General features: G+C 71.8%; 20 protein-coding genes. 8 read left to right on the forward strand and 12 right to left on the reverse strand.

Annotation, left to right across the window (positions count from 1 at the left end):
• The gene (locus tag ACGFK0_RS10000) at positions 1-2115 is read left to right on the forward strand and encodes a SpoIIE family protein phosphatase (protein WP_392902446.1); all 2115 of its coding nucleotides are present in this window, start codon (positions 1-3) and stop codon (positions 2113-2115) included.
• A 9-nt stretch (positions 2116-2124) separates the two neighbouring features.
• Here ACGFK0_RS10000 and ACGFK0_RS10005 read toward each other — a convergent pair whose 3' ends face one another.
• Entirely contained in the window at positions 2125-3906 is a 1782-nt protein-coding gene (locus ACGFK0_RS10005) for an NAD+ synthase (protein WP_392902448.1), read from the reverse strand.
• A gap of 79 nt (positions 3907-3985) precedes the next feature.
• The gene (locus ACGFK0_RS10010; protein WP_392902450.1) at positions 3986-5023 is read right to left on the reverse strand and encodes a terpene synthase family protein; all 1038 of its coding nucleotides are present in this window, start codon (positions 5021-5023) and stop codon (positions 3986-3988) included.
• A gap of 298 nt (positions 5024-5321) precedes the next feature.
• Between ACGFK0_RS10010 and ACGFK0_RS10015 the strand changes: the two genes are divergently transcribed.
• Both ACGFK0_RS10015 and ACGFK0_RS10020 read left to right on the forward strand, forming a co-directional pair.
• Complete coding sequence (locus ACGFK0_RS10015; RefSeq protein ID WP_392902453.1) at positions 5322-6683, forward strand: glutamine synthetase family protein; 1362 nt, start codon at positions 5322-5324, stop codon at positions 6681-6683.
• Between the two features lie 49 nt (positions 6684-6732).
• A complete protein-coding gene (locus tag ACGFK0_RS10020; RefSeq protein WP_392902455.1) occupies positions 6733-9831 on the forward strand; it encodes a bifunctional [glutamine synthetase] adenylyltransferase/[glutamine synthetase]-adenylyl-L-tyrosine phosphorylase in 3099 nt (1032 codons plus the stop codon).
• Between the two features lie 34 nt (positions 9832-9865).
• Here the strand turns inward: ACGFK0_RS10020 and ACGFK0_RS10025 are convergent, their stop codons facing one another.
• Positions 9866-10777, reverse strand: a complete 912-nt coding sequence (locus ACGFK0_RS10025; RefSeq protein WP_392902457.1) for a phosphatase PAP2 family protein — start codon at positions 10775-10777, stop codon at positions 9866-9868.
• Between the two features lie 234 nt (positions 10778-11011).
• On the opposite strand from ACGFK0_RS10025, the gene ACGFK0_RS10030 reads away from it, so the two are divergent.
• Positions 11012-12583 carry an alpha/beta hydrolase gene (locus ACGFK0_RS10030; protein ID WP_392902459.1) on the forward strand — a complete coding sequence of 524 codons (1572 nt, stop codon included), beginning with the start codon at positions 11012-11014 and terminating at the stop codon, positions 12581-12583.
• Here the strand turns inward: ACGFK0_RS10030 and ACGFK0_RS10035 are convergent.
• A complete protein-coding gene (locus tag ACGFK0_RS10035) occupies positions 12580-12996 on the reverse strand; it encodes an OsmC family protein (protein ID WP_392902461.1) in 417 nt (138 codons plus the stop codon). The two genes, ACGFK0_RS10030 and ACGFK0_RS10035, sit on opposite strands and share 4 nt — an antisense overlap.
• 67 nt (positions 12997-13063) lie before the next feature.
• Positions 13064-15202, reverse strand: coding sequence for a DEAD/DEAH box helicase (locus ACGFK0_RS10040; protein WP_392902463.1), 2139 nt, complete (start codon positions 15200-15202; stop codon positions 13064-13066).
• Positions 15203-15302: 100 nt separating this feature from the next.
• Between ACGFK0_RS10040 and ACGFK0_RS10045 the strand changes: the two genes are divergently transcribed.
• Complete coding sequence (locus ACGFK0_RS10045) at positions 15303-15887, forward strand: PadR family transcriptional regulator (RefSeq protein WP_392902465.1); 585 nt, start codon at positions 15303-15305, stop codon at positions 15885-15887.
• Positions 15884-16894, forward strand: coding sequence for a hypothetical protein (locus tag ACGFK0_RS10050; RefSeq protein ID WP_392902467.1), 1011 nt, complete (start codon positions 15884-15886; stop codon positions 16892-16894). The genes ACGFK0_RS10045 and ACGFK0_RS10050 overlap by 4 nt, the downstream gene beginning before the upstream one ends.
• Before the next feature lie 55 nt (positions 16895-16949).
• Here the strand turns inward: ACGFK0_RS10050 and ACGFK0_RS10055 are convergent, their stop codons facing one another.
• A complete protein-coding gene (locus ACGFK0_RS10055) occupies positions 16950-18086 on the reverse strand; it encodes a Fic family protein (protein WP_392902469.1) in 1137 nt (378 codons plus the stop codon).
• 121 nt (positions 18087-18207) lie between these two features.
• Entirely contained in the window at positions 18208-19632 is a 1425-nt protein-coding gene (gene glnA / locus ACGFK0_RS10060) for a type I glutamate--ammonia ligase (RefSeq protein WP_392902471.1), read from the reverse strand.
• A gap of 151 nt (positions 19633-19783) precedes the next feature.
• Between glnA and ACGFK0_RS10065 the strand changes: the two genes are divergently transcribed.
• Entirely contained in the window at positions 19784-20266 is a 483-nt protein-coding gene (locus ACGFK0_RS10065; RefSeq protein ID WP_392902473.1) for an RDD family protein, read from the forward strand.
• 38 nt (positions 20267-20304) lie between these two features.
• On the opposite strand, the gene ACGFK0_RS10070 is transcribed toward ACGFK0_RS10065, so the two are convergent.
• Entirely contained in the window at positions 20305-21000 is a 696-nt protein-coding gene (locus ACGFK0_RS10070) for a DUF4191 domain-containing protein (RefSeq protein ID WP_392902475.1), read from the reverse strand.
• Between the two features lie 36 nt (positions 21001-21036).
• A complete protein-coding gene (gene lipA, locus ACGFK0_RS10075; RefSeq protein ID WP_392902477.1) occupies positions 21037-21966 on the reverse strand; it encodes a lipoyl synthase in 930 nt (309 codons plus the stop codon).
• 216 nt (positions 21967-22182) lie between these two features.
• Here lipA and ACGFK0_RS10080 point away from each other — a divergent pair, with 216 nt between their 5' ends.
• The gene (locus ACGFK0_RS10080) at positions 22183-22692 is read left to right on the forward strand and encodes a DUF1877 family protein (RefSeq protein ID WP_392902479.1); all 510 of its coding nucleotides are present in this window, start codon (positions 22183-22185) and stop codon (positions 22690-22692) included.
• A gap of 40 nt (positions 22693-22732) precedes the next feature.
• Here the strand turns inward: ACGFK0_RS10080 and lipB are convergent, their stop codons facing one another.
• From lipB to ACGFK0_RS10095, 3 genes are all read right to left on the reverse strand, one after another.
• A complete protein-coding gene (gene lipB, locus ACGFK0_RS10085; RefSeq protein WP_392902481.1) occupies positions 22733-23425 on the reverse strand; it encodes a lipoyl(octanoyl) transferase LipB in 693 nt (230 codons plus the stop codon).
• A 52-nt stretch (positions 23426-23477) separates the two neighbouring features.
• Positions 23478-24215, reverse strand: a complete 738-nt coding sequence (locus ACGFK0_RS10090; protein WP_392902483.1) for a Type 1 glutamine amidotransferase-like domain-containing protein — start codon at positions 24213-24215, stop codon at positions 23478-23480.
• Between the two features lie 84 nt (positions 24216-24299).
• Complete coding sequence (locus tag ACGFK0_RS10095) at positions 24300-25187, reverse strand: TIGR01777 family oxidoreductase (protein ID WP_392902485.1); 888 nt, start codon at positions 25185-25187, stop codon at positions 24300-24302.
• Positions 25188-25245: the final 58 nt, after the last annotated feature.

Here is a 25245-nt window from a genome sequence, read left to right on the forward strand (position 1 = left end):
ATGGCGCCGCGTGGCGATGCGCCCGCCACCGATTCCGCGTCCCGGACCCTTGTCCTGGGCATCGACGGTTCCCGGCGGATCGTGCAGTGCGGACCGAACGCCCGGGCCGTCCTCGGCCGCGCCCCCCAGGACCTCATCGGCCGTCCCGCGACGGACCTGGTGGGGGACGAGGCGAAAGCCGAGCTGGAGGCCCTCCTCGAAGCGAACGACGTCGGCCAGGAGCGCAACGGCGTGATGACCGTGCTGCGCGGCGACGGCACGTCCGCCGACGCCGTGGTGACCGCGCAGCCGATGGTCGGCGACGCGGGCTCGGCGCCCTCCGCCCTGCTGTACGTCCGGGTCGCGCTGCCGCCGAGCGAGCGCTACCAGGACCCGGCCCTCATGCGCCGCGCGCTGATGGACGACCAGGTCACCCGGTTCGGTGCGTCCCTCGACCTCGACCAGTCCGCCCGCGGCCTCGTCGACGTCGTCGTCCCGCACTACTGCAACGTCGCCTCGGTGCTGGTGCTGGAGAGCCTGGTCGCCGCCGACGAGGTGCACAGCGAGTCCGGCTCGGCGGTGCTGCGCCGCATCGCCGTCACCTCCGACGACGGCAACGCGGGGTGGACGTCCACGTTCCCCGTCGGCGAGGTGCTCGTCTTCCCCGAGGGCACCCCGTACCGCGAGGTCATGGAGACCGCCCGGCCCGTCCACCTGCCGAACGTCGACATGGGCGCCGCGTCCGAGATCGCCCGGCTGTGGCGGCGCGGCCCGGTGGGCGACCTGCTGTCGGACGTGTCGATGGTGCTGCTCCCGATGATCGCCCGCGACACCCTGCTCGGCTTCATCGCCTGCACCCGCGTGCCCGGGTTCCGCAAGTTCGACGCCTACGACGTCGAGATCGGCATGGAATTCGCCGCCCGCGCCGCGATCGTCATCGACAACGCCCGGCTGTTCAGCCGCGAACGGGCCACCGCGCTCGCCCTGCAGCGCAGCCTGCTCCCGAACCGGCTGTCGGCGCCGTCGTCGGTCGAGGTCAGGCACCGCTACCTGCCCGGCAGCAAGCTCGTCGAGGTCGGCGGTGACTGGTACGAGTCGATCGCGCTGCCCGGCGCCCGCGTCGCCCTCATCGTCGGCGACGTCGCGGGGCACGGCGTCCGCGCCGCCGTCACCATGGGACGGCTGCGCACCGCGCTGCACACCCTCGCCAACCTGGAACTGCCGCCCGCCGACGCGCTGCACGTCATGCACGAGCTGATGATCGAGCTGGGCGAGCAGGAACCGCACTTCGCCACCTGCGTGTACGCGGTGTACGACGCGACGACCGGCACCATCGAGATCGCCTCCGCCGGCCACCTGCCGCCGCTGCTGGCCGGTCCCGCCGGCGACAACGAGTACCTGCAGGTCCCGCCCGCCCCGCCGCTCGGCGTCGCCGGCGGCGCCGCCATCGAGAGCCGCGAGTTCACCGTCGAGGACGGCAGCCTCTTCGTCATCTACACCGACGGCCTCGTCGAGAACCGCGGCCGCGACATCGACGACGGCCTCGCCCGCCTCCAGAAGATCTTCGGGCCGGAATCCGTCGACCGCCCGATGGAGGACCTCGCCAAGGCCACCCTCGCCGGTGTCTACGCCGACCAGCACCGCGACGACATCGCCGTCCTCATCGCCCGCCTGCGCCGCCTCCCCGAGGACCGCTACGCCTCCTGGACCCTGCCCGCCGACCCGGCGGCCGTCCGCCGCGCACGCGGCCTCGTCCGCACCCGCCTGGGGGAGTGGGGCCTGGAGGAGCTGGAGTACACCACCGAGCTGCTGACGTCCGAGCTGATCACCAACGCGCTGCGGTACGCGCCCGGCCCGATCGAGTTGCGCCTCCTGCTGGAACGCACCCTCGTCTGCGAGGTGCTGGACCGGTCCGCCGCCCTGCCGCGCCTGCGCCGCGCCGAGGACGACGACGAGAACGGCCGCGGCCTCCTCGTCGTCAGCCAGCTCGCGCACCGCTGGGGCACCCGCCGGACCGCGGCGGGCAAGGTCGTCTGGTGCGAGCAGATCGTCCCCGGCGTCGACCCCGACGCCTCCGAGCAGGTCTCCGGCTGGCCCGGCGAATCCTGGCCCGGCGAGAACCACCACCGCGAATAGGCCGGGCGGCTACCTCTCCCGCCAGCGGCTGGTGATGGGGAGGCGGCGGTCCCGGCCGAAGTTCTTCGGGGTGATCTTGGGGCCGGGCGGGTACTGGCGGCGCTTGTACTCCGCGATGTCGACCATGCGGATGACGCGGTCGACGAGGGCGGGGTCGTGGCCTGCGGAGACCAGGGCGTCGCGGCCCATGTCGCGTTCGACGTAGTCGGTCAGCACCGGGTCGAGGTCGGTGTACGGCGGCAGGCTGTCGATGTCGCGCTGGCCGGGGCGCAGCTCGGCGGACGGCTCCTTCTCGATGATCGCCTCGGGGATGGGCTCGTCGGCGAAGGGGTGCAGGAACGGCAGGTCGACGCCGGCCTGCGCGTTGCGCCAGCGGGCGAGGTCCCACACGGTGAGTTTGAAGACGTCCTTGATGGGGGCGAAGCCGCCCGCGGAGTCGCCGTAGAGGGTGGAGTAGCCGGTGGCGAGCTCGCTCTTGTTGCCGCCGGTGAGGACGAGGTGGCCGTGCTCGTTCGACAGGCCCATCCAGACGTTCGCGCGGATGCGGGCCTGGAGGTTCTCGGCGGCGAGGCCGTGCAGATCGAGCTGCTCCTCGAACGCCTCGACCATTCCGGCGATGGGGACGATGCGGGAGTTGACGCCCTGCCGTTTGACGAGGTCCTCGGCGTCGACGACCGAGCCCTCGGAGGAGTGGCGGCTCGGCAGCAGTATGGCGTGGACGTTCTCCGGGCCGATGGCGTCGGCGGCGATGGTGGCGACGAGGGCGGAGTCGATGCCGCCGGACAGGCCGAGGACGACGGAGCGGAACCCGTTCTTGCGGACGTAGTCGCGGGTGCCGAGGACGAGCGCCGCGTACACCTCGGCGAGGTCGTCCAGCGGCTCGGCGATGGTCTGCGGCTCGACCGGATAGGCCGGCAGGGGAGCGCTGGACAGGACGTGCCGGTCGATGGTGATCGTGGTGCCGTCCAGGGCGTCCACCGGGGTGCGGTCCGGGCCCGCGGAGGTGGCGGCGGGGAGCGCGAGGTCGGCGATGAGGAGGTGCTCGACGAAGCGGGGGGCGCGGGCGAGGAGCGACCCGCCGGCGCCGACGATGACGGAGTCGCCGTCGAAGACCAGCTCGTCCTGGCCGCCGACCATGTTGACGTAGGCGAGGGCGCAGCCGGCCTCGCGGGCGCGCCGGGCGCACAGGTCGAGGCGGACGTCGTCCTTGTCGCGCTCGTACGGCGAGGCGTTGATCGCGAGCAGCAGCCCGGCGCCCGAGGCGGTGGTGACGCTGACGGGGCCGCCGTCCTGCCAGAGGTCCTCGCAGACGGCGGTGGCGACGTCGACGCCGTGGACGCGGACGACGGGCAGCCGGTCGCCGCGCACGAAGATCCGGTACTCGTCGAACACGCCGTAGTTGGGCAGGTGGTGCTTGGCCGAGCGCACCACGACCTTCCCGCCGTGCAGCCACGCGGCGGCGTTCTGCGGCGCCCCGGCGGGCTGCCCGGACCGGACGAGCCCGACCGGACGGCGGTCGAGGTAGCCGGTGACGACGGCCACGTCGCCGAGACCCTCGTCGGCGAGCCTGCGGGCGAGGCGGTCGAGGGCCCGCTGGGACGCCTCGACGAAGGACGCGCGCAGCGCGAGGTCCTCCACCGGGTAGCCGGTCAGCATCATCTCGGGGAAGGCGACCAGGTGCGTGTTCGCGCCGGCGGCGCGCCGGACCCAGTCGACGATCTTGTCGGCGTTGCCGTCGAGGTCGCCGACGGTCGAGTTCACCTGTGCGAGTGCGATCCTGAGCTGTGCCACGGTCCAAGGATAGGTGTCCGGCCCCAGTTTCGTCACTATGACGAAAAGTACGCACGGGGCGTGTTCCGACGGTTGATGATCACCGGAGTGAGGCGAGGGCGTCCAGGCGCAGCGGCGAGCCGCCCGTGCCGCCCGTGCCGCCCGTGGCGGCCTCATAGCGGCCCGACTCGGCCAGCCAGTCCACATGGGCGCGCGGCGTGTCCAGCAGCACCTTGACGACCTGGGCGGCGGCGGAGCGCTGGGCGACGGTGAGCTCCAGCCGGTCGAGCATCTCCGGGAGCCGGCGCGCCGCCGTCCAGGCGTCCTCGATCCGGTCCGCGATCCGGTCGGCGACCGCCGCCGCGGCCTGCGCCGGGTCCAGCCCGTGCGCCCTGGTGAGGACGGCGGGCAGGTCGTGGACGTCGCCGCGGGCCGACTCCAGATCGTGGGAGGCGAGGTCGTTGGACCAGGCCACCACGTCGGCGACGCTGTGGGCGAGCGTCTTCCACCGCGGCGTGCGCAGCAGCCGGGCGGGCAGCTCGATGCCGAGGACGGGCTCGATCAGGTCGTACAGGAACGGCCCGCACGCCCGGCGGCGCAGCGGCGCGAACTCCGCCTCCGTCGGGACGTGCCGGATGCGGCGGTTGACCGACTCCTCGGCGCAGCCGTCCCGGTGCGCCTCCAGCTGCAGCATGAACCGGCGGCGCCAGTCGCGGCTCATGCCCGTGGACGTGGCGTGCCACAACTCCACCAGCGCCGACTCCAGCGGCCGCGCCCCCGGCCGGGCGTGCCCGCGCCGCATCGCGCGCAGCAGGTCGTCGTACAGCCCGTGGACGGCGCTGCCGCTGTCGGCGAGCGGCGGATGGTCCATCGCGTCGTCCAGGGCGAGAGACCATGTCAGCCAGCGGGCGAACAGGTCCACGGCGGCCAGGTCGGCGGCGGGGAAGACCCGCGCCGCGAGGCGCTCGCAGCGGGCGCGGCCGAGCGGCGAGGTGTCCGGATCTCCGAGCACCAGGCCCCGGCCGCGTGCCCAGGTCTCCACCTGCGCGCACAGCTGCCACGACTCCGGATGCATGGCCGACGGGGCGGCCAGCGCGGGCACCCGGTCGGTCATCGAGAGAAGAAGAGAGATGTCCACGACCCCGTCCACGCTAATGATCACTGCGTACGGCGAGCATGATCGCCACGTCAATTTTCGGGAAACCGGTAAGCGGGACCGTCATGGGCGTGCCGCGCCCGCCCTCCGGGACCGAGAAGACCGGGGAGTCGGATATGTTCCGTTCAGCGGTGCCCGACGCGTAACGTCGCGGTAACAGCGGCCGGGCATACTGCAACGTGGCCGGACCGGCGATCGCGGCCGGCGTGCGTCGCCCGGCCCCGTCAATGGCAAGGTCAACGGCAAGGTCATCGGCAGGGCAGTACCGAGGGAGAAGGCTTTGGACCGTCAGCAGGAGTTCGTGCTCCGCACGCTGGAGGAGCGCGACATCCGCTTCATCCGGCTGTGGTTCACCGACGTGCTCGGGTTCCTGAAGTCCGTGGCCGTCGCCCCGGCCGAACTCGAGGGCGCATTCGGCGAGGGCATCGGGTTCGACGGGTCGGCGATCGAGGGCTTCGCGCGGGTCTACGAGGCCGACATGATCGCCAAGCCGGACCCGTCCACGTTCCAGGTACTGCCGTGGCGGTCGGAGTCGCCCGGCGTGGGCCGGATGTTCTGCGACATCCTCATGCCGGACGGGACGCCGAGCTTCGCCGACCCCCGCTACGTCCTCAAGCGGGCGCTGTCGCGGGCCGCCGACCTCGGGTTCACCTTCTACACCCACCCCGAGATCGAGTTCTTCCTCCTCAACGACAAGCCGGAGGACGGCCGCGAGCCCGAGCCCGCCGACTCCGGCGGCTACTTCGACCACACCCCGCACAGCGCCGCGCACGACTTCCGCCGCAACGCGATCATGATGCTGGAGGCGATGGGCATCTCGGTGGAGTACAGCCACCACGAGGGCGCCCCAGGCCAGCAGGAGATCGACCTCCGGTACGCCGACGCGCTCACCACCGCCGACAACATCATGACGTTCCGGCTGGTGATGAAGGAGGTCGCCCTGGAGCAGGGCGTCAACGCGTCCTTCATGCCGAAGCCGTTCACCGAGCATCCCGGCTCGGGCATGCACACGCACATGTCGCTGTTCGAAGGCGACCGCAACGCCTTCTACGAGCCGGGCGCGGAGTTCAAGCTGTCCAAGGTCGGGCGGGCGTTCATCGCCGGGCTGCTGCGCCACTCCGCGGAGATCACCGCGGTGTGCAACCAGTGGGTCAACTCCTACAAGCGGCTGTGGGGCAACGTCGGCTCCGCCGCCGGCGCGGGGGGAGAGGCCCCGTCCTACATCTGCTGGGGCCACAACAACCGGTCCGCGCTCGTCCGCGTCCCGATGTACAAGCCGCACAAGGGCCACTCGACCCGCATCGAGTTCCGGTCGCTGGACACGGCCGCGAACCCGTACCTGGCGTTCGCGGCGATCCTCGGCGCCGGGCTGAAGGGCATCGAGGAGGGCTACGAGCTGCCGCAGGGCGCGGAGGACGACGTGTGGGCGCTCACCGTGGCCGAGCGGCGCGCCCTCGGCATCGAGCCGCTCCCGCAGGACCTGGACGACGCCATCCACGCGATGGAGCGCAGCGAGCTGATGGCCGACGTGCTCGGCGAGCACGTGTTCGACTTCTTCCTGCGCAACAAGCGTCAGGAATGGGAGGACTACCGGCGCCAGGTGACCGAGTTCGAGCGCAAGCGGCTGCTGGCGGTCCTCTGACCGTCCTCCAGCCCCCACCCGCCGCCATTCAACGGACGGGCTCCGTTCCATGCCCTGCGGGAATACGGTGGACCCTGTGACCGAGTCCTGGACTCCCGACCGCCGTCCCTCCTTAGCCGGCCGCCTGGCGAGGCTCGGCTTCACCGACGCCGCCCGCGCCGAACGCCTCCTCCTGGAGGCCGGGCGGGACACCGTCGCCGGCCCCGGCGACGACCTGCTCGACGCCCTCGGCGGCACCGCCGACCCCGACCTGGCCCTGGACGGGCTGCTCCGTATCCTCGCCGCCGCGTCCGAGCACGGTGCCGGCGGCGAGTTGCGGAACGCCCTCGCCGCGGAGCCCGGCACGCGGGAGCGGCTCACCACCGTCCTCGGGGTGAGCGCCGCGCTCGGCGATCACCTGGCCCGGCACCCGGACCACTGGGTGATGCTGCGCGACGGCCAGGGGAGACCCGCCGGGAGTCCCCGCGACGATCTGCTGGCCGCCGTCGGCGCGGACCCGGCCGCCGACGAGCCCGTCGCGTCCGGATCCGGCCCCGAAGCCCTCGTCGCGCTGCGGGTCGCGTACCGCAGGCGGCTCCTCGCCCTGGCGGGACGCGACCTGATCGGCGTCGCCGACGTCGCCGACGTCGCCGCCGAGCTGGCCGACCTCGCCGCCGCGGCGCTGGAGGCGGGCCTCGCGGTCGGCCGCGCCGAGGTCCCCGGGCACGGGACGTGCCGGCTCGCCGTCATCGGGATGGGCAAGTGCGGGGGACGCGAGCTGAACTACGTCAGCGACGTCGACGTGATCTTCGTGGCCGAAGCGCGCGAGGGCGAGCCCGAGGACGCCGCGCTGCGCACCGCGACGCGGCTGGCGTCGGCGATGATGCGGGCGTGCTCGGCCAGCACCGAGGAGGGCTCGCTGTGGGAGGTGGACGCGGCGCTGCGTCCCGAGGGCAGGGCCGGGCCGCTCGTGCGGACCCTCGCCAGCCACCGCGCCTACTACGAGCGCTGGGCCAAGACGTGGGAGTTCCAGGCCCTGCTGAAGGCCCGTCCCGTCGCCGGTGACGCGGGCCTCGGCGCCCGCTACCTGGACACCGTCACCCCGATCGTGTGGAAGGCCGCCGAAGGGGAGAGCTTCGTCGAGGACGTCCAGGCCATGCGGCGCCGCGTCGAGGCCGACCTGAACCAGCGCACCGCCGACTCCGAACGCCAGCTCAAGCTCGGCCCCGGCGGCCTGCGGGACGTCGAGTTCCCGGTGCAGCTGCTCCAGCTCGTCCACGGCCGCGCCGACGAGACGCTGCGGAGCCCGACCACGCTGGACGCCCTCGCCGACCTGTCGCAGGGCGGGTACGTCGGACGCGACGACGCGGCGGCGCTGGCCTCCGCGTACCGGTTCCTACGGCGCGTGGAACACCTCGTCCAGCTGCACCGGCTGCGCCGCACCCACCTCGTCCCCGGCGACGAGGACGGCCTGCGCCGCCTCGGCCGGGCCCTCGGCCTGCGCACCGACCCGGTCGGGGAGTTCACCGCGCTGTGGCGGCGGCACGCCCGCGAGGTCCGCCGCATCCACGAGAAGCTGTTCTACCGGCCGCTGCTGCGGGCCGTGGCGCGGCTGCCGGGGGAGGAGTCCCGGCTCACCCCGGAGGCGGCCCGCACCCGGCTGGAGGCCCTCGGCTACGCCGACCCGGCGGGCGCGCTCCGGCACATCGAGGCGCTGACCTCCGGGGTGTCGCGGCGCGCCGCGATCCAGCGGACGCTGCTGCCGGTCATGCTCGGCTGGTTCGCCGACGCGCCCGACCCGGACGCGGGCCTGCTCGGCTTCCGGCAGGTCAGCGACGCGCTCGGTACCACCCCCTGGTATCTGCGGCTGCTGCGCGACGAGGTGACCGTCGCCGAGCGGATGGCCTGGGTGCTCGGGTCCAGCCGCTACGCCACCGACCTGCTGCTGCGCGCCCCCGAGGCGGTCGCGATCCTCGGCAGCGACGCCGACCTGGCGCCGCGTCCCTTCGAAGCCCTCCGCTCGGAGGCGCTGGCCGCCGTCCGCCGGCACTGGGGCGTTTCCGGGGGGCCCGGCGACGCGTCCTCCCAGGACGGAGCGCTCGCCACGGCATCGGCGGAGGACGCGGTCGGGATCGTGCGGGCGCTGCGCCGCCGGGAACTGTTCCGCGTCGCGGTCGCCGACCTGCTGGGGATGGCGGACGTCCGGACGGTCGGGGAGGCCCTCACCGGCATCGCCACCGTCACCGTCGAGGCCGCGCTCAGCGCCGCCGTCAACAAGATCGAGACGGCGGCGGGTGAGCCGCTGCCGACCCGGATGGCCGTCGTCGCGATGGGCCGGTTCGGCGGCCACGAACTCGGCTACGGCAGCGACGCCGACGTGATGTTCGTCCACGACCCGCTGCCCGGCGCGGACGAGCGGGCCGCGGGGCGCGCCGCCCACGCCGTCGCCGAGGAACTGCGCCGCCTCCTCGCGCTGCCCGCCCCCGACCCGCCGCTGGAGATCGACCCGAACCTGCGGCCGGAGGGCCGGCAGGGCCCGCTGGTCCGCACGCTGGCGTCCTATGCCGCCTACTATGCGCGCTGGTCGGAGCCCTGGGAGGCGCAGGCGCTGCTGCGCGCCGACCCGCTGATCGGCGACGCGGGGCTGCGCGACCGGTTCCGCGCCCTGATCGACCCGGTCCGCTGGCCGGAGGACGGCATCGACGACGCCGCCGTCCGGCAGATCCGGCGGCTGAAGGCCCGGATGGAGTCCGAGCGGCTCCCGCGCGGCGTCGAGCGGCGGCTGCACACCAAACTCGGCCCCGGCGGCCTCGCCGACGTCGAGTGGGTCGCTCAGCTCCTCCAGCTCCGGCACGCGCACGAGATCCCCGGCCTGCGCACCACCCGCACCCTGGACGCGCTGGACGCGGCGGTCGAGGCCCGCCTCCTGGACGCCGAGGACGCCGCCGTCCTCGAAGACGCGTGGTGCCTGGCGACCCGCATCCGCGGCTCGATCATGCTGGTGCGGGGCCGTGCGTCCGACCTGCTGCCCACCGACCACCACCGGGAGCGCAGCGCCGTGACCCGCGTCCTCGGCTACCCGGGGACGGGGGACCTCCTGGAGGATCACCGCCGCCACACCCGCCGCGCCCGCGCGGTCGTCGACCGTGTGTTCTACGGCGCGGAGTGACCGGCCGCCGTACTCCCGGGGGAGTACGCGGGGGTCAGGTGCGTCCGGCGCACCGGGTGGCGGCGGAGCCGGCCGCCGACCCGCTCGGGCCGCGGCGGGTGCGCTGGGCGAGGCTGTGGGACGCGCGGGCCCGCGCGATGAGGAGCGGTTGGGGGCACCGCGTGTAGAGCATCCACGACACCCACAGTGCGCCGCTGACCAGCGCGATCCCGGCCACGGCGTCCAGGACGTAGTGGTTGGCGGTGGACAGGATCACCACGACGGTCGTCGCGGGATAAAGGGCTCCGAGCGCCTTGGCCCACGTCTGCGTCGCCAGCTTGACCAGGATGGCCCCGCACCAGAGCGACCATCCGGCGTGCATCGACGGCATCGCCGCGTACTGGTTGGTGAGGCTTCCCGAGGCGTCACTGGCGTACAGGCCGAGTGAGTGCAGCGCCGTCACCGGGTCGACGAAGCCCTCGCTGTGCAGGAACCTCGGCGGCGCCAGCGGGTACAGCCAGAATCCGATCAGCGCGACCCCGGTGGCCACCATGATCGACGTGCGGAGCCACCGGTAGTGCTGCGGCCGGTAGCGGTACAGCCAGATGACCACGGCGAGAGTCACGATGAAGTGGGCCGTGGCGTAGAAGACGTTGGCGGTGCGCGCCAGCCAGGGGACCGCCAGCAGCGTCTCGTTGAGGTAAAGCTCGATGTCCAGCCCGAGGGCGCGCTCTACGCTCAGGATCTGGTCGGCGTGCGCGAACGCCGGCCCCGTGCCGTCTTGAACCAGGACGATGCGCGTGAGCGTATACCCGGTGTAAAAGAGCACGACCAGCAGAAGCTCACGCCACACCGGAGGTGCTCTGAGCACCCGGCGCCGCACCGTCGCGGCAGGCTTTCGCTGCTCGCCCTGCCGGGCCTCGGCGGCCTGGCCTCGGCGGGCTGCTGGGGGGGCGGGTTGAGCCATGGTACCTATCTTTGCCGCACGGCCCCCTGACTGTGATCACCGCGGCGAATGGTCTTCATCTCAGACTTGAGTAGTACGACCCTGATGCGGTATCCGGACTTTCGGGGGAGAGATGTCGGGGTCGCATCCCCCTCCGCTCCTCCCCCGCGTGGAGCCACTGAAGTTGATCAGGAGTCAGCATAGGAGGCCCTGGGTAGGTTCGGACCGCCCCCCCGCGAAACGAACGGGGGACGAATGACCCGCCAGTGGGCGATACCTGGCATCGTGCTGGTCGGCGCCTGTGCGCTGGCCGTTTCCGGACTGATCTCCTGCCTCGGCGGAACGTCCGTGCGGCGCCCGGAGGCGACGACGGCCGCCGCGGCGGTGAGCCTGCCGCGCGCGACCGCCCGTCCACCGGACTGGAAGCCCTGCACCGGCCTCCCGGAACCGCCGCCGGGCGCCGAGACGCCACCGTCCGGGCTCCGCTGCGCGACCCTGAAGGTGCCCCTCGACCACGCCCGCCCCGCCGGCAAGAAGATCGACATCGCGCTGATCAAGGTGCCGGCCACCGACCGGGGTCACCGCGTCGGCTCGCTGCTGTTCAACTTCGGCGGCCCCGGCGGCGACGGCGTCGAGACGCTCGCCCAGGTCGCGGGCCAGTACGCCGAACTCGGCACCCGCTACGACCTCGTCGCGTTCGACCCCCGCGGAGTCGGACGCAGCACCCCCGTCACCTGCGTCGGCGACCGGCGCATGGACGAGATCGTCGCCCGGGACGACAGCCCCGACACGGCCGCCGAGGAGAAGGCGTACGCCGACGGACGCGCCGCCTACGTGAAAGGGTGCGCGACCCGCTCCGGCGGACTCCTGCCCCATGTCGGCACCCTCAACGCGGCCCGCGACATGGAACTGATCCGCGTCGCCCTCGGCGACAGGAGACTCCACTACTTCGGGATCTCCTACGGCACCTGGCTTGGCGGCGCCTACGCGCACCGGTTCCCCGACAAGGTCGGACGAGCCGTCCTCGACGCCGCCGTCGACACCCGCATCAGCGGCGTGGACCTCGCCCTCCAGCAGGCCGCCGCGTTCCAGCGCGCCCTCCGCGACTTCGGCGACGCCTGCGCACGCCTCGGCAGGAAGCACTGCCCGCTGGGCGCCGACGGCCCGTCCGTCGTGAAATCCATCGGGCGCATCCTGGACGGCCTCGACCGGAAACCCCTGCCCACGTCCGGCGGCCGCAGGCTCACACAGAGCCTCGGCACCTCCGGCGTGGCCGCGGCGCTCTACTCCCGCGACGCCTGGCCGTACCTCGCGCAGGGCCTCGTCGACGCGGTCAAGCGCCGCGACGGCTCGCTGCTGCTCATGCTCGCCGACGTCCAGAACGGCCGCGACGAGGACGGGACCTACACCAACCTGACCGCCGCCAACACCGCGATCACCTGCGCGGACGGCACCGGCCGGCACACCCCGTCCGACGTCCGGCGGCTCCTGCCGGCGTTCCGCAACGCCTCACCGGTCTTCGGGACGTCCATGGCGTGGGGCCTGCTGCAATGCACCGGCTGGCCGGTGCCGGGCGACGACGCGGCACGCGAGGTGTCCGCCCCGTCCGCCGCGCCCATCCTCGTCGTCGGCAACACCGGCGACCCGGCCACCCCCTACGCGTGGGCGCCCGCCCTGACCAGGGAACTGGGCGGCCGGGCGACGCTCCTCACCCTCGACGGGGAGGGCCACGGCGCCTACGACACCGGCGACCCGTGCGTCCGCAGGACCGTGAACGCCTACCTTCTGCTCGGGAAGGTGCCGGCCGCGGGCACGACCTGCGGCTAGGCGTCGCCGCCCGGTCCGGCGTCCACGACCTGCTCCACCTTCATCGGCTCCCGGAGGGCGGCGCCGACCGTGCAGTACCTCTCGTGCACCCGCGCGGCCACGGACTTCAGCACGTCCTCGGCCTTGTCGTCGCCCTCGGGCAGTTCGACGTCGTAGGTGACCGTGATCGTGCCCAGCGTGCTCGTCGCGACCTTGTCGGCCTGGACGGTCGCGGCGAGCCGCGCCATCCGGTGCCCGCGCTTGGCCGTCAGCGGCTCCACGGTGACCAGCTCGCAGCCGCCGAGCGCCGCCAGCAGCAGTTCCACCGGCGTGAAGACCCCCTCGGTGTCGTGATCCCCGATGGCGACCTTCGCGCCGCGGTCGTTGACGGCCTGGAAACCGTCCCCGGTGCGCTCCACCCTGACCTCGGCCATGGCATCCCCTTTGATCGTTCGGTCTCGCCCACGTGAACAGCGCGACCGGGCGCGCTCTTCCCGGCCCTCAGGACGTGCCCAGGCGCTCTTGTTCCTCCGCGACGATCTGGCGGGCGAGGGTCTGCTCGGAGATGTCGGTCGCGTCGGGCGTCTGCTCCGCCAGGTCGCTGCGCCGCGCGTACTGGTCGAACAGCCTGGTCTTGGTGTACAGGATCTTCAGCATCCGCTCGTCCACGCTGTCGGGCGTCAGCAGGCGGTGCACCTGGACGGTGCGCACCTGGCCCATCCGGTGGGCGCGGGCGATCGCCTGGGTCTCCATCGTCGGCTTCACCTGCGGCTCGCACAGGATGACGACCGACGCCGCCTGAAGGTTGAGCCCGACCCCGCCCGCCTGGATCTGGGCCAGCAGGACGGCGTGCCCGGGTGCGGCGGTGAACTCGTCCACCACCTCCTGGCGTCTCACCGGTGCCACGTCGCCCGAGATCGGGCCGTGCACCTCCGGGCCGAGTGCGTCGTCGACGGCGGCCAGCACGTCCCGGAAGTAGGAGAACACCACGACCTTCAGCTCGTTCGCCTCGGCCTCCGCGACCAGTTCCAGCAGCCGGTCGAGCTTGGCGGACCTCTTCGGGACGGCGTACGCGGCGCGGCGCATCGCCATGAAATTGCCGGCCGCCACCGCCCGCCGGTAGGCCGCCTGGTCCGCCGCGCTGAACTCCTCCAGCTCGTCCACGTGCACGACCTCGGGCAACTCCACGAGGACGTCCTCCTGGTTGCGGCGCAGGTAGACGGGGGCGACCGCCGACCGGAACGCCTGCGGACCGAGCACCGCCTCTCCCGGGCTGACCTGCTTCGCCAGCTCCGGCCGCAGATGCGCGACCAGACTGCGGAACTCCTCGACGCGGTTCTCCATCGGCGTGCCGGTGAGGAACAGCACCCGGTTCACCCGCCGGCACCACGACGCGACGGTCTTGGCGCGGCGCGTCTCGTGGTTCTTGGCGTAGTGGGCCTCGTCCACCACGAACATCGCCACGTCGACGTCGAGGGGAACGTCCAGCATGGGCAGTGTGGCGAAGGTCGTGACCCCGATGCCGCCGTCGGCGACGAACTTGGCCAGCGCCTCGTCCCGGCCGGGGCCGTGCAGCGGATGCGCGGGGATCGTGCTGCGCGCCTCGATCTCGCGCACCCAGTTGATCAGGACGCTCGCCGGGCACGCCACCACGAAGTGCGTCCCGCCCTCTGCCCGCAGATGGGCGATCGCCGCGATCGCCTGGATCGTCTTCCCGAGCCCCATCTCGTCGCCGATGATCACCCGTTCCTGGACGAGCGCGAACCGCGCCCCGAACGACTGGTAGCCGCGCAGCGAGACCCGCCGGCAGGCGTCGTCGAGCGGCTGCGCTTTGACCCGGGCGGCCAGATCACTCGGAACGAACCCTTCGGCGGCCTCCCGCCCGGGCTCCACGGAGGCCAGCTCCGCCAGGAGGGTCTGGTAGTCGGACGCGCGCAGCTCGAAGTCGATCCACGCCTCGTCCGCCGAGACGGCCGGCCGCAGCAGATCGACCGACGCCTGCGACATCAGCAGGCCGGTGTCCCGCGAGCCCTCCGCCTCCACGGCCTGGGCCAGCTCGCTCAGCGCATTCTCCGCACGCTCCCGCTTGGCCGGCCGGGCGAACAGCCTCCGCCACCACGACCCCGCCGGCCTCGCATCGTGTGCCAGGGGGCCGAGCCGCTCCGCCAGCCGCTCCGCCGCGGCGCGGGCGCGCGGAATGTCCGGCCCGGCGTTCACCAGCCGGTGCAGTGCGATGACAAGCGGCGTCGTCACGCCGTCCCGCCGCTCCAGGTCGACCCGTATCCCGGCCGACCGTTCCGCCGCCTCCGCCAGGCTGCCCGCCGCCGCATGCACCTGCGCCGCCGTCTGCGGCCCGATTCCCGGCACGAGCTGCAGCCGGTACCGGGTCGTCTCCAGGACGTCCGCGACGGTGGTGAACCCCGCCTTCTCCAGCGCGCCGACACGCAGCCGCCCGCCGGTGACGTCCTTCAGCCGCTCCACCGGGATCGACGCGAGCTTCTCCCGCGCCGCCTCCGCCCGCAACGGCGCCAGCGCCCGCTGCACCTCTCCGAGAGCCTGGTCATGATCGGCCAGCAGAACACGCGCGGCGCCCAGCAGGGAGTTGCCATCCCGCAGGACGTCCTTCGGGTCGTACGCCATCCCGCTCCTCAGCCACATCGCCCCGCACATCATGCCAGGACCCCGATACAGGGCCGCTTCCGGATTTGTCATTAGACGTATACGTCTATATCATCCATGGGTGCCCTTGGACGCGTCACGGAACAGCCTGGTGCTGCCGCTGCTCGGGCTTCTGGTCGAGCAGCCGTCGCATGCCTACGAACTCACCTCGCGCCTGCGCGAGCGATACGGCCATCTGCCGGTCACACGCAGCACGGTCACCTCGCTGCTGAAGGCGATGGAGACGTCGGGCCTGGTCGCCTCCCGCCGGCCCGAACGGGTCGGCAACCGCCCGCCGCGCACGGCGTATGAGCCGACCGAAGCGGGCATGGCCGATTTCCGGCGGAAGGTCGAGGCGGGCCTGCGCGAGGGCCAGGTCGCCTCCGTGGACTTCGTCATGGCCGTCGCCTACGCCGGTGCCCTCCCGGCCGATCATGCGGCGTCCATCCTGGACGCCCGCGCCGACCGCCTCGACGAGGAACTGGCCACCCTGCGGCGAACGGAGCGCCCCGACGGCGTGGCCGAAGCGCACATGCTCGAAGCCGCCTACTGGCGCACCATCGTGACCGCCGAGACCACCTGGATCAGGAGTCTGGCGTCGCGGATCCGCTCACACGACATCGACTGGCCGGACGTCCGGCCCGACGAAAGGAGGGCCGGACCGTGAAGTTCGGCATCTACCCGGGCGGCCGGGCGGCCACCGTCTGCTCGCACCCGCCCGACCCCGCCGCGATCGGTGACCTCGTGGACGACCTCGCCGGCGGCAACGCCTTCGTCGTCCGCGAGTACGTGCACTTCTTCGGCGACGCGACACCACCGGACGTCGTCACCTCACTCGGAGCGGACGACGAACTCGCCCGCCTCACGATGCCCGACGAGTGGTACGTCCAGGCGGGCCGTGAACTGGACCTCGTGGTGAGCTACATCCCCCAGGTCGCCGACCTTCCCGGATGGCTGGCCTTCCTCGACACCGTCATCGGCCGCTACGGCCACCTGGCGCGGTACCTGCAGGTGACGCTCGAACCCAACTTCCCCATCCCGCTCATCGACGGAAGCGCCCCGGGAGTCCTCGAAGCCCTGACCCTCGGCATCCCGCACGCACGCGCCGCGCTGGACCGACGCGGCCTCAGCGACGTGCGGGTCGGTTTCTCCGTCGCCGAACCACCGGAATGGCTGGGCGGCGACGACGAGTTCTGGCGGTACCTGTCCGCCGTGCCGCAGCAGGATTTCGCCGACCACGTCGACTACGTCGGCCTGGGCCTGTACCCGGACGCCTTCTCACCCGCCGCCCCGCGCGGTACACCGGGAGATGCCGCGTCCCTCACCGTCCACGCCCTGCACCACCTGCGAGAGCACTCGCTACCCCGTGCCCGCATCCCGGCCGGCACCCCGATCCACATCGCGGAGAACGGCACCCCGAGCGGGGAGCCGCGCACCGAGCAGGCGCAGTGCGACTCCCTGTCCAGCATGATCAATACGATCCTCGCCCTCCGCGAACCCCTGAACATCACCCAGTACGAATTGTTCAGCCTCCGGGACGCCGACAGCGGCTCGACCCAGCCCACCGGAACACTGGGGGTCGTCACCGACACCTACCGCCCCAAGCCCGCCTACACCCTCTACCGCGATCTCGTCCGCAGCGGTGTCCGGCCGCACACCACCGGAAGCCACTGACCGCACCGAGCCAAGTGCACCGGCGCGGCCACGTCGCTCATGCGCCTGCCGGCCGTCAGGCCGCGTAGGGCGCGGTGAGGGTCATGGGCGTGTTCGCCACGTCCAGTGCTTCTTCCGGGAAACGGGGGCCTGCGGTGTAGTAGCGGGCCCGGGTGCGGCCGACGGGGGTCAGGATCTCGGCGGTGACGAGGTCGCGGAGGTCGCGCTGGGCTTGCTGGAGGCTGAGACCTTCTGCGCGCTCGTAGCGGAGTCGGCGGACGCGTCCCGTCATGGCGACGTCATGCAGGGCCGTGACGGTGCGTTCATCTCGGCCGGTCTCCTCCGCGAACTCGGCCAGTGCTCTCCAGACCCCGGCGGCTCGGTCGAGGCGGCCTCGTACCGTCTGGGCCTGCTGGTGGTACGCGGTGAGGTTGAAGCGGATCCAGCTGGAGACGTCCTGGTCCGGGAGGTACCGCGCGCCGCGGCCGGCGAGTTCCCGGTAGTACTCCCAGGTGTTTCCCGGCCGGCCCAGCCACGCCTCGATGGAGGAGAACTCCGGGGCGAGGACGCCTTCCCGGGCGATCAACAGCGTCTGCAGGGAGCGGGACATCCGGCCGTTGCCGTCGGCCCAGGGGTGGATGGACACGAGGTGAAGGTGGGCCATCGCCGCGCGGATCAGGGGGTGGGTGCCGTTGTCGGAGTTGAGCCAGTCGATCAGTTCTTCGATGAGGGCCGGGACCTGGTCCGCGTCCGGCCCTGTGTATGCGGCGATGCTCGCGTCTCGGGGGTCGGTGACGTGGATGGGGCCGCGGCGCCACTGGCCGGCGGGCTTGCGCGAGGTATGCCGGTGTCCCTGGAGCATCCAGTGCAGGGCGTTGAGGAAGCTCTTGCCGTAAGAAAAGTCCTCGACGTCATGGAGGGTCTGGATGTAGGTCATCATCCGCTGGTAGGCGAGGGTTTCCTCGCGGTCCTCCTCGGAGACCTCGACATCGCGTTCGCCGTCCATCAGGTCTTCGACGTCGACCGTGGCGACCTTGAAGCCCTCGATGGAGTTGGAGGCCGCGACGGCGTCGGCGGTGAGGAACTTCCGCAATCCCTGCGTCCACTTCAACGGTGCGTTGCGCACCTGGTTCCGCAAGGCTTCACGCATCTGCTCGACTTCGCCGAGTACCCGCGTGTCCTCGGGAGTGAGCGCCGGGGTAGGGAAGAGCATGGCAGCGATGATAGTATGACCTAATCATTGCGTCTACCCGGAACCGCGGCCTCGCGCGGAACAAAGCTCGAACCAGGCGTGGGCGCGTTGACGATGTGCCGGGTCAACGCGCCCGCCGGTCCTAAATGTCGTAGTAGAGCTCGAATTCGTGGGGGTGGGGGCGGAGGCGGATGGGGTCGATCTCGAACTCGTTCTTCATCGTGATCCAGGTCTCGATGAGGTCCGGGGTGAAGACGCCGCCTTCGAGGAGGTAGTCGTGGTCGGCCTCCAGGGCCGCGAGGACCTCCGGCAGCGAGCCGGGGACCTGCGGGATGGCGCGGGCCTCCTCGGGCGGGAGTTCGTAGAGGTCCTTGTCGACCGGCTCCGGGGGCTCGATCTTGTTCTTGATGCCGTCCAGGCCGGCCATCAGCATCGCGGAAAAGGCCAGATAGGGGTTGCAGGACGGGTCCGGGACGCGGAACTCGACGCGCTTGGCCTTCGGGTTCGAGCCGGTGATCGGGATGCGGATGCAGGCGGAGCGGTTGCGCTGGGAGTAGACCAGGTTGACCGGGGCCTCATAGCCGGGGACGAGGCGGTGGTAGCTGTTGACCGTCGGGTTCGTGAACGCCAGCAGGGACGGGGCGTGCTTGAGCAGGCCGCCGATGTAGTAGCGGGCGTTGTCGGACAGGCCCGCGTAGCCGACCTCGTCGTAGAACAGCGGTGAGCCGTCCTTCCAGAGGGACTGGTGGCAGTGCATGCCCGAGCCGTTGTCGCCGAAGATCGGCTTCGGCATGAAGGTGACGGTCTTGCCGGCGTCGCGCGCGACGTTCTTGACGATGTACTTGTAGAGGAGCAGCTGGTCGGCCGTCTTCAGCAGGGTGTCGAAGCGGAAGTCGATCTCGGCCTGGCCGGCGGTGCCGACCTCGTGGTGCTGCATCTCGACATGGATGCCGACGTCGAGGAGCTGCGCGACCATCTCCGAGCGCAGGTCGGTGTAGTGGTCCATCGGCGGGACGGGGAAGTAGCCGCCCTTGTAGGGGGGCTTGGCGCCGAGGTTGCCGCCGGGCTCCTCGCGGCCGGTGTTCCAGGCGCCCTCGACCGAGTCGAGGTAGTAGTAGCCGGCGTTCTGCTTCGTCTCGAACCGGACGTCGTCGAAGATGTAGAACTCGGCCTCGGGGCCGAAGTAGCACGTGTCGGCGATGCCGGTGCCGCGCAGGTAGTCCTGCGCCTTCTTGGCCACGTTGCGCGGGTCGCGGCTGTAGGGCTCGCCGGTCAGCGGGTCGTGGACGAAGAAGTTCAGGTTCAGGGTCTTGTGCCGGCGGAACGGGTCGACGACGGCGGTGGACGGGTCCGGGAGCAGGAGCATGTCCGACTCGTGGATCTCCTGGAAACCGCGGACCGACGAGCCGTCGAACATCAGCCCCTCGGTGAAGACGCTCTCGCCGAAGCTCTCGACGGGGAACGTGAAGTGCTGCATCTTGCCCGGCAGGTCCACGAACCGGCAGTCGACGAATCGCACACCTTCGTTCCTGATGTAGCTCAGGACCTCTTCGGCGCTGCTGAACATCCAGCCTCCTTGGGGCGCTACTTGGCTTCCGGCAGGCTACGGCGGCGCCGTTTCCCGGCCGTGTCTCATATGTTTCCGCTGTGTTACGCGTCACGCCGTGGCTCCGGGAGCCGGGTCCGGACCCGCGAGGGGACGGGATAGCTTAGAGGGCATGAGCAGTGGCAAGGCGAAGGCCGGCGGGCCGCGGTGGACGCAGACGTGGCTGAGCGGGGCGCGTTCGGCCGGCGCCGATCTCGGTGAGCCCGGTGCGAGGCTCGGCCTCCCGGAGAAGGGCAGCGGCGCCGTCGCGTCCTACGGCCGGAGGCTCGTCGCGCTGTTCGTCGACTGGGGGCTGTCGATGCTGGTGGCGAGCCTGCTGGCGCGTTCGTTCGGGTGGGACCCGTCGCAGCGCAGCATGTGGACTCTGGTCATCTTCGGGATCCAGGTGTGGCTGCTGACGGCGCTGCTCGGCACGACGATCGGCAAGCGGCTGTGCGGCATCCACGTCGCCCGCCTGGACGGACGACCCGTCGGGCTCGGCTGGGCACTGGCCAGGACGCTGCTACTGGTGCTGGTCGTTCCCGCGCTGATCTGGGACCGGGACTACCGGGGCCTGCACGACCGAGCGAGCAACACGGTCGTCGTCAACATCTGAGCCGTGAACGAGGAAAGCGCCCCGGCCGGGGCGCTTTCTCATCGCATCTTGGGCTTGGGGCCCTTGGGCATCTTCGCGCCCTTGGGAATCGGGCCCTTCGGCATCTGCATCGACCGGGGGAGTGCCTGGAGCCGGTCGTTCAGCTCGCTCACCTGCCCCTTGTTCAGGTTGCGGGGCAGCTTCATCAGATGGCGCTGCAGCTTGTCCACCGGGATCTGGCCCTCGTCGTCCCCGACCTGCACGTCGTAGATCGGCACCTGCTGGGCGGCGCGGGACAGGCGCCTCTTCTCTGCGCCGAGCAGCGGCCCGACGCGGTTGCGGGCCCCCTCCGACACCAGCACCACCCCGGGACGGCCGACCGCGCGGTGCACCATGTCGAGGTTGCGGTTGCCGGCGACCGCCTCGGTGACCGTCCAGTTGCCGCGCATGTTCTTCAGGATCGCGGCGGCGGCGCCCGGCTGCCCGGCGATCACCTTGTACTGGGCGCGCTGCGCGAGCTGACCGAACACGATCATGCCGACGGCCAGGGCGGCCATGACGCCCATCGGGATGAAGAACCACAGCTGGCCGACGATCCACCCGATGAGGATGACGACGACCAGCGCGCCGATCGCCGAGGCGAACACGATCGGCAGGGCCTTCGGGTCGGCCTGGCGGAGCACCTGGGCGACCATGCGGATCTGCTTGAGGCGGCCCGGACGCTCCTGCGCCCCGTCCGTGGGCTTCTTCGACATGTGCCCAAGGATAGTCGTGTCGCGACGTTCGCGCGTTCAGCCCTCCCGCGCCTCGATCGCCTGCTTGTACAGACGGCCGGCGCGGTAGCTGGAACGGACCAGCGGCCCCGACATGACGCCCGCGAAGCCGATCTCCTCGGCCTCGGCCGACAGCTCGACGAACTCCTCCGGCTTCACCCACCGCTCCACCGGGTGGTGGCGGGCGCTCGGCCGCAGATACTGGGTGATCGTGATCAGTTCGCAGCCGGCGGCGTGCAGGTCGCGCAGGGCCTGCGAGACCTCCTCGCGGGTCTCGCCCATGCCGAGGATCAGGTTGGACTTGGTGACCAGGCCGTCCTCCCGCGCCATCGAGAGGACGTCGAGGGAACGGTCGTAGCGGAACCCGGGCCGGATCCGCTTGAAGATCCGCGGGACGGTCTCCACGTTGTGCGCCAGGACCTCCGGGCGGGACGAGAAGACCTCGGCGAGCTGCTCGGGGACGGCGTTGAAGTCGGGGATCAGCAGTTCGACGCCGCAGCCGGGGATCGCCGCGTGGATCTGCCGGACGGTCTCGGCGTACAGCCAGGCGCCGCCGTCCTCGAGGTCGTCGCGGGCGACGCCGGTGACGGTGGCGTACTTCAGGCCCATCGTGGCCACGGACTCGGCGACGCGGCGCGGCTCGTCCCGGTCGAGCGCGGAGGGCTTCCCGGTGTCGATCTGGCAGAAGTCGCAGCGCCGGGTGCACTGGTCGCCGCCGATCAGGAACGTGGCCTCCCGGTCCTCCCAGCATTCGTAGATGTTGGGGCAGCCTGCCTCCTGGCACACGGTGTGCAGGCCCTCGGACTTCACCAGGCCGCTGAGCTCGCGGTACTGCGGGCCCATCTTCAGCCGGGTCTTGATCCATTCGGGCTTGCGCTCGATCGGGGTCTCGCTGTTGCGTGCCTCGATGCGCAGGAGTTTGCGTCCGTCAGGTGTCACCGTCGTCACGGGACCCAGCGTACGTCGCGATCTACGGTGGCGGCACACCGGCCGCCGCCGGGGCCGGGTCGGCGGGGCGGGGCTCAAAGGCGTATCGGAGCGATCTCGAACGTATGACAGTACCCCGTTCACCTCGCGGATTCGCGTGTTTCCCCCATGTCCAACAGTGGATCTCTCTAGGGTGACTCCCTGTCGTCACGCAACAGCGTTAGCAGGAGGGCCGCAGTGGGTCTGGCAATGTCGTACCTCAGGGTGCCGCCGGTGCTGGAGGGGGAGCCGGATCCCGGCCGGACCGCCCGCCACATCTTCGGTGCCGCCGACTGGCGCCGGCGCGGCGCGGCGGAACTGTTCGATCTCGGCTGGGCGTGGCAGGCGATGCACTACCTCGTCACCGGCGACCCGTGGGACGGGCGGCAGCCCGAGGCCGACCTCGTGTGCGGCGGGCGGCTGCTCACCGAGGACGGAGCCGACGAACTGGGCATGGACGTGATCTACCTCGCCCCCGAACGGGTCAAGCCGGCCGCCGACCACCTGTCCGCGACGCCGTTCGCGAAGGTCGCCGGACGGTACGACCCGGCGGCGATGGGCAAGGCCGGGGTCCAGGACGCCGGCAGGCTCGACGCCGCCGCCCGCGACAAGCTCTTCAAGCCCGCCTACAAGGGGCTGGGGGAGTTCTTCACGGCCGCCGCCGCAGAAGGGCAGGCCGTCTACAAGGTGATGACCCCCGAGGGCTGACCCCGAGGGCTGACCCCGAGGGCCGGCCCCCTGCGGCCCTTCAGGCTCCCAGTTGTGCCGTGGTGCGGTGGAGCGTTTCCGCCGCGCCGAGCGCCGCGGACAGGCACCGCTCGACCATCGGGACGACCTCGGCGACCGGGACGTCCCGGCCGAGCTCGCGGCTGAGGCTGGTCGACCCCACGTCCCGGATCCCGCAGGGGACGATCTTGTCGAACCAGCCCATGTCGTTGTCGCAGTTGAGCATGAACCCGTGCATCGTCACGCCACGCGCCACCCGGATCCCGATGGAGCCGATCTTGCGGTTCGGGGCACCGGGCACCCAAAGGCCGCTGGCCCCCTCGACGGTGGCGGTCTCCAGGCCGAGTTCGACGCAGACGTCCATCATCATCCGCTCCAGCAGCCGCACGTACCCGACGACGTCCTTCGGATCGGGCAGCCGGACGATCGGGTAGCCGGTGAGCTGCCCCGGCCCATGCCACGTGATCTTGCCGCCGCGGTCGACGTCGATGACCGGGGCGCCCGGGTCGCCGAAGGGGCGGTCGAGCGGCTCGGTGCGCTTGCCCGCCGTGTAGACCGGCTGATGCTCCAGCAGCAGGACGGTGTCGGGGATCGCGTCGTCCACCCGCAGCGCGTGGGTGCGCTTCTGCAACTCCCATCCGTCCGGATAGGGGACGGCCGCCGTGCCGAACCCCGCGTGCACCACCACCAGCTCGCGTACGTCCACATCGCTCACACGAGCAAGCTTAAGCCTTCGCGGCGCGCGGTCCTCGGACGGCGGCGCGTCTTCAGAGGGCGGCGAGCAGGCGGGGCTCCAGCCGGGACTCCTTCGCCGTCCCCGGCCCGTCGGGCTCGACGCGGTAGGCGCCGGCCTCACGCCGGTACGACACGGCCTGGACGAACTCGGTGCCCACGTAGTGCAGGCCCACCGACTCGTCGGCCGCGTAGCCGCCGGGCACGGTCCCCTCGCCGACGAGCTGCTGCAGCAGCGGACGCCGCTGCGGGTCGCTGTCGTAGTGCACGCCGCACGAGAACGGCAGGAAGCCCAGGCCGTCGGTGAGCGGGCGGAGCTGCGGCCCGAACGAGTCGGTGTTGCCGCCGACGTGCCAGCACAGCGCGCCCGCGCTCTGCCCGGACAGGACCACGCCCTCCTGCCACGCCTCCCGCAGGATCTCGTCCAGGCCGTGCAGGCGCCACAGGGCCAGCAGGTTCGCGACGCTGCCGCCGCTCACGTAGACGAGGTCCTGGGTGAGCAGGTGCGCCCGGACGTCGGCGACGTTCGGCATCGGGAACAGCGCCAGATGGCTGACCTCCGCGTCCATCGACGAGAACGCCGTGTAGAAGCGCGCGATGTACTCGGCGCCGTCACCGACGGCCGTCGTGATGACGCAGACCCTCGGCCGGTCCTGCCCGGTCAGGTCGAACGCGTAGCGCAGCAGCGGGCTCGGTTCGAGCCCCTCCCGGCCGTCCGGCACGAACGTGCCCCCGCCGATCGCGAGGATGTGCGGCTGTCCGTCGGTGCTCATTCACCCTCCTCTGGGCCAAGCTGTCTCAATGTCACCGTATGGCTACCGAACGGGATCGGCCGGGACTTTGACGATTCTTGGGACTCACAGGACGGCGCGCAGAGCGGAGTCGAGGTCCTGGTGCGCGAACCGGAACCCCGCCTCCTCCAGCCGCCGCGGCAGGACCCGCTGGCTGACCAGCGGCCCCTCGTCGGCGAACTCGCGCAGCGCCGCCCGCAGCGCGAACGCCGGGACGGCCAGCCGCGCCGGCCGGTGCAGGAGACGGCCGAGCGTCCTCGTGTAGGTCTCGTTGGTCACCGGGGTCGGCGCGGTCAGGTTGACCGGCCCGGCGATCTCATGGTCGATGAGGAACCGCAGTGCCGCGATCTGGTCGGCCATGGAGATCCAGCTCATCCACTGCCCGCCGCCGCCGAGCCTGCCGCCCAGCCCGAACCGGAACAGCGGCAGCGTGCGGCCCAGCATCCCGCCCTCGCGGGTGAGGAGCACGCCCGTGCGCGGGTGGACGACCCGGACGCCGGCCTCCTTCGCGGGCGTGGCGGCGGCCTCCCAGTCGCGGACGAGGCCGGCCAGGAAGCCGCGCCCCGCGGGGTCCTTCTCGTCGACCTCCCGCCCGCCGGTGTCGCCGTAGAACCCGATCGCGGACCCGCAGACCAGCACCGGCGGCCGCGGGCCGGCCGCCGCGATCGCCTCCGCGATCGTCCGGGTGCCGACCACGCGGCTGTCTCTGATCTTGCGCTTGTACGCCTTCGTCCACGGCCGGTCGCCGATCCCGGCGCCCGCGAGGTGCACCACGGCGTCCGTGCCGTCCAGCGCGGCCGCCTCGACGCACCCGTCGGCGGGGGACCAGCGCGCCTCGTCGGATCTGGACGGTTCTCGCCGGATCAGCCGGACGACGTCGTGGCCGTCCTCCCGCAGCGACTGCACCAGTGCCGAGCCGATGAGGCCCGACGAGCCCGTGACGGTGACCCTCATGCCCTCCACCCTAAGCGGACGGCGCCACCGAAGGCTGAGACTCCCAACCGGTCCCGGG

Origin of the sequence: Spirillospora sp. NPDC048823, assembly GCF_043198445.1 — a bacterium.
GTDB lineage: Bacteria > Actinomycetota > Actinomycetes > Streptosporangiales > Streptosporangiaceae > Spirillospora.